Raw genomic sequence first — 8,419 nt, 5'->3', positions numbered from 1 at the left:
TACATCCATGTAGGCAACAAAGAGTAAATCGTCCCTAGGCAGAACCCTTCGGGCAGCGCCTGTTTGGCATTGATGCTACGTTATCGCCTATTTATGGGGAATAACCACACCACATAGGCTCTGTCTTGCCTAAATACCAAACAGACTGCTGCAAATTTAACCTTGAAAGGTCAACAGACCCTAGATGAGTCATTTATTGTGAATGACTCTTTATAAAAACAATAGAGTGTTCAAGCATTTTAATAAATCAACACTTAATAATAAGCGTAGCCTTATTAACTTTTCTTGCTACTTACTAAACCTTAAAAATACAAACAATAGCCAGATGCAAATATCATACAGCGCAGTAAATACATAGTTTAGTCGCTAATGCGGTCGCTTTTAGTTTTAGCTAATTAGCCATAAGTTGTTTATGGCTATGGTTTATCAATTGCCGCTCACTAAACCAATGAAAGACAAAGGAGCTACCATGAAATATACATTAATAATTTTATGCTTAATTGCACTTGCAGGCTGCGATAGAGGCGTTGATTCTCCAAGGGGGTTTAGCTTACCAGAGGGAAATGCTGAAAAAGGTAAAGCCGTTTTTATTAAGTATGAGTGTTTGGCATGCCATACGCTTGCAGGTGTAGAAGATGACAGTATAAAAAAACATGACGATATTTCTATCAGACTAGGCGGAAATAAAACCAAAATAGTCACTTATGCTGAGTTAGTTACATCGGTTATTAACCCTTCGCACCGCTTTTCAAGGCCTTACAGAGCTGATGCTAGAACCCCCGATGGAGCATCTAAAATGACGGTATTTAACGACACCATGACCGTTTCTGAACTCACAGATTTAGTGACCTTTTTACAACCAAATTATAAGCTTATTCCTTATCACAGAACGAAGTACTCTGATTACAAATAAATAGTTATAGGTAAGCATAAACAAAAAAGCCGTTATTAAACAACGGCTTTTTATTATAGATTATGTATAACTCTATTCAGCATTAACCATGTCTTCAAACTTCATACCAGTTAATTTAGTCAGTACTTTAATTACATAAACAAAAATACCAATGAGCATGAGCATAGACGGAATAGCAATTACCGGATAACTCAGTAAGGTCATTTCACCAAGCTGTTCGTTAAATTCAACGGAACCTGCAGGGCTGGTAACAATCCATTTAGCAAGGATGTAATTCATCGTAGATGAAAACACAAAGGTCAGCGCTAAGAGGTAATTAGCATTGGTGATTTTTTGTTTAAAGCTTTGCGTATTGCCCCGTGCATCTAAGGCATCGTAAATAGCGTCTAGCTTAAATAAAAGTGAGTTTAATAAAAGTTTGGCTAGTAACGGTTTGCCAAAAAAGCCCGACATCAGCACGGTAAAACCAATGATTGCCGGAATAGCTGCTTCTTTAATGGCTAACCACTCAACGTTTAGCTCAAACAAGGCAATACCACCGGTAAGCAAAGTACTTAAAAAGCCTAAAAGCGAGATGAAATTTAATGAGCCCGCTTTAATAAAATCATAAATCCCATAACTAATAGGGAATATAAGCGCGACAATTAAACCAGCCACACTGCCTAAATATTCAGGGCCAGAAAACTTCATTAAAATGACTGAAGGGATGATGATATTAAAGACTATTTCGATAAGCGGATTATTTTTTTTACGCTTATTTGTAGCTTGATTATTACTGGTCATTTTTAGTTCCAAAAAATATTACTGCTGCCATTAATTTCCCCTAATGTGGAATAAATAATGCTAAACATTGCTTCTTTGCATAATACCCGCAATACGCTCGCTATTCTAGCATGGCACTTAGTCGTATTATTTTATTATGTAGCGATTACTCTGCAGTAATATAGGTATAAATTGAGGCGTTAATTAAATCACCAGTCGTATTTTCAGCCCTCAAAGACTATATTAAAGCAACAAAAAATAAATTAGTTTAAAGTCATGCTCAGTGGTAAGTATTTATCTACATCGTACTTTTGGTTATTTTTATTGATAGTTTGTGTGCATCAAAAGGCCGCTGCCAAACAAATTATTGCTGTTGCCGAATTAAGTGGACTGTTTCAACACGCTGCTAATAATCAATACCAAGGGGTTTATCATGCGTTATTAACCAAAGCACTCGCAGATGCAAAACTGAGTGATCAATACATAATTGAAGTCATGCCAATGAAACGCGCTAAGCTTGAGTTTTTAAAACAAACTGTTGCTTGCTATGCACCAGGCGAGGACACCTTTGATGGCTCAGAAGGAATGGCTTTACCTAAAAACATTTTACACAGCACACCATTTAACAAAGCACTGATCAAAGTCGTTTCTAATAACCCAGAACGGATTATTTCAAACGTAGGCCAAATTAATAACAGCGATATTATTAGCATTGTTCGGGGGGTACCCAGTAGCCGTGAGTTAGATAGAATAAAAGAAAAAGCCAAAATAGTAATTGAAGTAAATAGCGAAATGGAAAGCTTACAACTTTTATTACTCGGGCGAGTAGACTTAATATTAGCGTTTTACCCCGATATTAACTTTGCTTATAAAGAGTTAAATATACACCCCCACCTACCCTATAGTAAAAACTACTCACCGGTGGTCATTAACGATAATATTATTTGTCATCCAAGCTATAAAAAAGACTTTGAAAAAATAAACAAAAATATTACTAAGTACCTACAAAACGGTGAAATAGAAATATTATTAAATGATTATTTCATCCATTAACCTCTATTTAGAGCCTGCATAGGGTTGCGCCATATAAAACTCCCTTTTACAGCTTGGAAAACCTTCTCGCTTGCTCTAGTATCTAGTTGTCTTAGCTCATAATTTGCATTTTAATGAAATCATTTCCGTCACTGTACTTTGCCAATTTATTTTTAATTATTGGTACCGGTTTACTTACTACCTATTTAGCGCTTTATTTAGGTAAACAAGGCACGTCTACGTTTTGGATAGGCTTAATGACCTCGTGTTATTACCTTGGCTTATTACTAGGTTCAAAACTTGGCTATCATCTTATTAAATCGGTAGGTCACATCAGAACCTTTGCCGCCAGTACCGCTGCAGTGACAGCCTGTGTGGCTGCTCACGGCGTGAGCGATAATCTTTATATATGGTTAGGCCTTAGGCTTTTTGTTGGCTTAGGTATGATGTGTAATTACATGGTGCTAGAAAGCTGGCTGAATGAACAGTCAGCCCCCGAATCACGCGGCCGCGTATTCTCGTTTTATATGATCACTTCATACTTGGGGATGATTTTAGGGCAATTAGCGCTCGCACAATTTCCTGAGCTAGGTTATGCGCCGCTATTTTTAGTCTGCATGGCGTTAGCAATAGGCATTATTCCTATTTCTATCACCCGTAGAATTCACCCCAAACCCTTAAAACCGATAAAAATGAGCCTATTTGATTACGCTAAAAAAGTGCCACAATCGCTTACTGCGGTCCACTTTGCAGGCATTATCAATGGTAGCTTTTATGGTCTAGCACCTATTTTTGCTAAGCTATCTGGCTTTAACGCCGCTGAAATTGCTATTTTTATGTCGCTAACTATTTTAGCCGGCCTGCTAGCACAGTGGCCAATGGGCATGCTTTCTGACCGTATTCGCCGTAGTTTATTAATTCGCACTAATGCCATAGCCATAGGCATTGTGAGTTTGGCATTGTTTTTATTACCAAGCTCACAGTTAATTGCTTACATACTCACCTTTATATTTGGTTTGTTTGCCTTTACTTTATATCCGCTTTGTTCGGCATTGGCCAATTCGCGAGTTGAAGACGAAGAACGCGTGGGCGTGTCATCAGCGTTATTGGTTGCTTTTGGCGCCGGTGCAGCAATAGGCTCAACAGTTAACGCACAGTTCATGAGCTACTTTGGTCACCAAGCATTGTATGCGTCTATTTCGCTATTAACCGTAACCATGTATTTATTACTCACGTTTATTAATTCTAAACAAAAAGTAGAGCAGCCTGAACCCAGTGATTATGTGGTCGGCACGTCCGATGTAACTAACTCGCCACTGGCAGCAACTATGGATCCCCGTATTGAAGAAACCACCGCACAAGATCAAATGTTGGTTGTGGATGACGAAGAAATAGATGATGAGTTTTTTGAACATCCCCAAGGGGAGCTGTTTAAAGATCTTCACGAAGATGACGTGAAAAATTAATTTTTACTGCTTTTAAGTGTTTTAAAAAACACGCTAAGCAAACATCAATTAAGGGAGTCATTATACTCCCTTAATTGTTTTAGATTTTAAGCAAACCCTGTTTCAATATCTCGAAAAGTCCACTTGCCATTTGGATCTGCAATATCTATTAACTCACATGCCTTTTTATTCCATGCAGCCAAGCAAGTAATATAGTTTGTTAGTTGATGATATGCACGATCAGGAGCATCAGGGCGAATTCTCGACATGGTAAACCCTGAATAAGTAGCACCACTACCTACCCAGCTCACAATTGAAGAAGCAACGCTGCCACCAGGAACAGCAAAACCAACTGTTGTAGTAACAAGGCCTAAAATAGTTGCCGCTTTCTCAACACTATTACCTGTTTTCATAATATCTTCGTTTATCACTGGGTGTAATAAAGCTAATAAATTGATTGCTTGGGGCTGATTTGAGGCAATAGCAACATCGTTAGATGTTTTTGCAACACTACCAAGCGCTGAAGCGCCGCCACGCATAGCTGGAAGTAAGCTATTAAAAGATTTTTGACTATTATTGCTGGTAGAAAAAACAACTGATTGTGTCGTTAAGCCACCGGCTTTAACACGCTTTTGATCCCTAGGAGTTACAGTAGATTTATAGGTGCGTTGTAAGCGGCGATAAACCGCAGCACTGCACTGTGTCATTTGGATTGCCAAAGCGGCTTGCTCTTTGAAAGCCCGCCCAATAGCGCGCTCAGAAAGTTGAGTTAGTTGCGCTTTTTTCTTCAGCACATTTTGACCAATGATAATATCCACAAAAATATCCTTATTTATTATATGATAAGGCCGATTCTAGCATAATGCTAAGCAGAGATAACAGCCCAAAAAGAAAAACCTCATTGGCTTATCTGAGGCTTAATATCGCTTAAATCTAAATGGATAGTCATTTCAAAATTCTCAGGCTGTACAGCAACATCACTCAAACCTGTTCTCGCAAAATAATCTTCAAAGTCTTGCTGATATTTAGCCGAAAACTGCGTATACGCGGTAATAAACAAACTCAACTTTTTAGCTATTATTGGATAGGCTGCGGCAAGTTCCCGCAGTTTTTCAGGTTCAGCAAAGGCAAATTCAGCATAAATATTAAAGTCGTTTCCGACAGAGGTTTTACCATAATCAGACAAAAAGCCTGCGTTATAATCGGGTGCAGATTTATACTTTGTAAGCGCGTCAAAATTAGATGCTGCGGGTTTCCAGTCTTTTGGCAGCAAAGCTTGCCATGCAAATATAACGAAAGGTGAACGTATATAAACTAACGAGCTTAATTCATGATGAACCCCTTTCAACGAATTTTCGAAATTAAAATTCGTGCCATTCCATCCTGAGAGATTAACTAGAATTATGGAGTTGCTTGAATAGGTTCCTCCAGCAGCAGCCCCCTCTATAAGCATAGGTCCAGAAAGGTAAATAGCGTCAATTGCTTCAGCAACAAACCCTGGAGGATAGGTCGTTAATGCGGCCTCAATACCATCGAGTGACTCAGAAGCATCTGCAAGCGTAGTCATTTCCATTTCAAGAATTGGAGGCTCTCCATCACTAACTGCAAATTGTTCAGGGAAAAATAAACAGGGTTCACCAGCTTGAATGTCTACTTGGTGTGTTTTGGATAAACGATTTGCTTGCTCTGTTTCACTTTCGAAATATGAACACGCACTAACAAATAATAAAAAAACGAATATTGCTTTTTTCATTTATAAAATCCTTTTTAATGAGCATGCCTGAATGTTGCCACCGCCACTACTGAGAAGTAAAATCTAACAACAGCAGGGAAGCAACTTAAAGCTCTAAATTTCATCTACCTAGAGTAAATAAAATAGAAAATAACAGGCAAATCTTAAATTAACTACATTCTTTTTAGCCAACCCAAAATAAAAAAATCAAGAGACCTTTTATATAGGTTAAATACTCCCCCTGTATTTTTAATTAAATTTTAAAACTATTTAACCCCTTTTCTATTTTTCAGCCGTTATAGCTCTGAAACAACATAATAAGTTAATTTGGAGCGGCTTATGCACACACTTGAATTTCCTAAAAACCCCATGTTCAAAACATCAACAGCTGTTATTGGCGGTGCTGCGATGACCTTTATCGCATTTGCCTTTATGCAATACTTAATTAGTGGCGAGCAAAGAGCGCCTATCAAATTGGGTGATGATATTACTGTTGAGATTTTTCAAGCACCAGAAGATAAGCAAACCACGCATATTAAAAGAATACCGCCACTACCCACACCTAAAATACCGCCTAAAGCACCACCACGTGTAACACCTAGTAATGAGCCAATAACAGCAATAAGCACAGCACCACCCATAGTAATTGACAGGTTTGGTGACGATATGAAGCAAACACTTAACCGCCCTACGGGAGATGCTTCACCCATTGTGCGCATAAACCCTAAATACCCAACTAGCGCAGCACGTGATGGCATAGAAGGCTGGGTGCAACTTAGCTTTAATATTTCACCCACAGGTGAAGTAATTGATGCCACAGTAGTAAATTCCGAGCCAAAACGCATATTTGATCGCGAAGCACTTCGCGCCATTAAACGCTGGAAATATCGTCCAAAAGTAATTGAAGGTGTGGCACAATTGCAAACAGGTCAAACCGTACAGCTTGATTTTAAATTAGACAGTTCGCAGTAAAGGAATAAGCGCCTATGCTATTGAGTATTAAGTCATGGTTATTTGAAGAGCCAAGCAAAGACTGCATGGCGCGGTATGCAAAAAGTGGCGACAACCGCCACTTAGAGCAGCTTATTACCTTATACAGTAACGATTTATATCACTACCTAGTTACCCAATCTAATACACATTTAGCATACGACGTAAGCCAACAAACATGGCTAAAGGTTATTGAAAAGCGCCACCTTTACCAAGCACAAACCACGCCTAAAGCCTGGTTATTTCGACTCGCACGTAACACTCTGATAGACGAATACCGCAAACAGCAACACTTTGTCGAGCTTGACGAAAACAGCCAACGGCTTGCACAAAATAACAATCAAAGTGAATTAACAAGTAGTGATTCGCATATAGGCGACACACACATAAGTTACGAAGCATTTAACACTGCGCTCAAGCAACTTAGCTTTGTGCAGCGCGAAGCCATCACCTTACAACAAGAAGGCTTTAGCCTTGCCGACATAGAGCTTATAACGCAAAGCAACCATGAGAGCGTAAAAACACGGTTGCGCTATGCCAAGCAAAACCTTAAACGTTTATTAGGAGCAAACAATGAACAAGCCTGATGAGCAGTTTGATCAAAAGCTCACTCAACACTACAAAGAGCGAAAAGCACGCACTACACTCAGCGCTTCCCAACAAAAAGCGTTACTTAATAATGCCAGCCATAAAAAGCCCTCAAGGCTTAGTTTTACGCTACAGTTAACCAGCCTTGCCTGCGCACTGGGCGTATTCGCATTTATTGTGTTTGATAGTAACGAGGGCATTAACTACGCACCTAAAACGGTGCTTAACAGCTCATTTAAAACTATAGACATTCACGACTACTCAATTATTAAAACCCACGAAATAACCCCATCAGGCAGTTACACAAGCGCCATTACCGAGCAAAAACACGCACTCGACACTCAACATGCTAATAGCTTGCGCTTACACCAACAACGCCACATAGAATACGGCACTCTCGTAAAGGTTGATAACGACTGGTACATAGCCAGCTGTAATGACGAGGTACTGGTACAAATTAAGCAGTCGCTCTTAAGTGATTTAAAGGGAAGGCACGCAGTAGAAAGTAATATAAATACCGGCGACATGCTCGCTATGGCACATAACGGCAAAGGGCAGATTGTAGGGCTTAAACATGCGGGGGTTGGGGTTAGGCAGTGTGGGGCTTAGGAAGATTTTTAGTAAGGTGGTAATTTAAATAGGCAATTACCACCTAAAAGAATGCTGTGTTGTGCTTTAGAATTGAAAAATTATATGTATTAGCAGTATTACTAATAATAAAACATTAATCTCTATCTACTTTATCTTTCCACTTTCCACTTAAATAATACTTAGACAAATTTGCTAATGTTACTTTGATTCTAGGACTTGCATCTAAATTGTTTAATTTGCTTATCCTATCAAAATAATACTTCGCTACAACTTTAGCTTCAGGTATTTTATTGAATCGCCCCGAGTTCATCGGAGACCAGTTTGTTTAAGTCAGGCCACTTTACCTGACTCGTTTAAATTATCATA

General features: G+C 38.9%; 9 protein-coding genes. 6 read left to right on the top strand and 3 right to left on the bottom strand.

Annotated features, from left to right (window positions below):
• Positions 1–469: 469 nt before the first annotated feature.
• The gene (locus AAEY57_RS18120; RefSeq protein ID WP_064664007.1) at positions 470–913 is read left to right on the top strand and encodes a c-type cytochrome; all 444 of its coding nucleotides are present in this window, start codon (positions 470–472) and stop codon (positions 911–913) included.
• A 72-nt stretch (positions 914–985) separates the two neighbouring features.
• Here the strand turns inward: AAEY57_RS18120 and AAEY57_RS18115 are convergent, their stop codons facing one another.
• Positions 986–1,696 (bottom strand): VC0807 family protein, encoded by a 711-nt coding sequence (locus tag AAEY57_RS18115; RefSeq protein WP_064664008.1) that lies wholly within the window; start codon positions 1,694–1,696, stop codon positions 986–988.
• 255 nt (positions 1,697–1,951) lie between these two features.
• On the opposite strand from AAEY57_RS18115, the gene AAEY57_RS18110 reads away from it, so the two are divergent.
• Positions 1,952–2,728, top strand: a complete 777-nt coding sequence (locus AAEY57_RS18110; protein WP_350608453.1) for a transporter substrate-binding domain-containing protein — start codon at positions 1,952–1,954, stop codon at positions 2,726–2,728.
• A 113-nt stretch (positions 2,729–2,841) separates the two neighbouring features.
• Complete coding sequence (locus AAEY57_RS18105; RefSeq protein ID WP_036956616.1) at positions 2,842–4,173, top strand: MFS transporter; 1,332 nt, start codon at positions 2,842–2,844, stop codon at positions 4,171–4,173.
• A gap of 86 nt (positions 4,174–4,259) precedes the next feature.
• On the opposite strand, the gene AAEY57_RS18100 is transcribed toward AAEY57_RS18105, so the two are convergent.
• Together AAEY57_RS18100 and AAEY57_RS18095 are read right to left on the bottom strand one after the other, a co-directional pair.
• Positions 4,260–4,970, bottom strand: coding sequence for a hypothetical protein (locus AAEY57_RS18100; protein ID WP_350608452.1), 711 nt, complete (start codon positions 4,968–4,970; stop codon positions 4,260–4,262).
• A gap of 80 nt (positions 4,971–5,050) precedes the next feature.
• Complete coding sequence (locus AAEY57_RS18095) at positions 5,051–5,905, bottom strand: hypothetical protein (RefSeq protein ID WP_350608451.1); 855 nt, start codon at positions 5,903–5,905, stop codon at positions 5,051–5,053.
• Between the two features lie 318 nt (positions 5,906–6,223).
• On the opposite strand from AAEY57_RS18095, the gene AAEY57_RS18090 reads away from it, so the two are divergent.
• The 3 genes from AAEY57_RS18090 to AAEY57_RS18080 are packed head-to-tail and all read left to right on the top strand — an operon-like array spanning position 6,224 to position 8,071.
• On the top strand, positions 6,224–6,856 hold the full coding sequence (locus AAEY57_RS18090) for an energy transducer TonB (RefSeq protein ID WP_350608450.1): 633 nt from the start codon (positions 6,224–6,226) through the stop codon (positions 6,854–6,856).
• A 14-nt stretch (positions 6,857–6,870) separates the two neighbouring features.
• The gene (locus AAEY57_RS18085; protein ID WP_350608449.1) at positions 6,871–7,461 is read left to right on the top strand and encodes a sigma-70 family RNA polymerase sigma factor; all 591 of its coding nucleotides are present in this window, start codon (positions 6,871–6,873) and stop codon (positions 7,459–7,461) included.
• Positions 7,448–8,071, top strand: a complete 624-nt coding sequence (locus AAEY57_RS18080) for a hypothetical protein (protein WP_350608448.1) — start codon at positions 7,448–7,450, stop codon at positions 8,069–8,071. The genes AAEY57_RS18085 and AAEY57_RS18080 overlap by 14 nt, the downstream gene beginning before the upstream one ends.
• Positions 8,072–8,419: the final 348 nt, after the last annotated feature.

The sequence above is a fragment of the Pseudoalteromonas sp. MER144-MNA-CIBAN-0113 genome, from assembly GCF_040308965.1.
Classification (GTDB): Bacteria; Pseudomonadota; Gammaproteobacteria; order Enterobacterales; family Alteromonadaceae; genus Pseudoalteromonas; species Pseudoalteromonas tetraodonis.
Note: the sequence above shows the minus strand (reverse complement) of the source record. Positions and strands in the feature narration are given on the sequence as shown.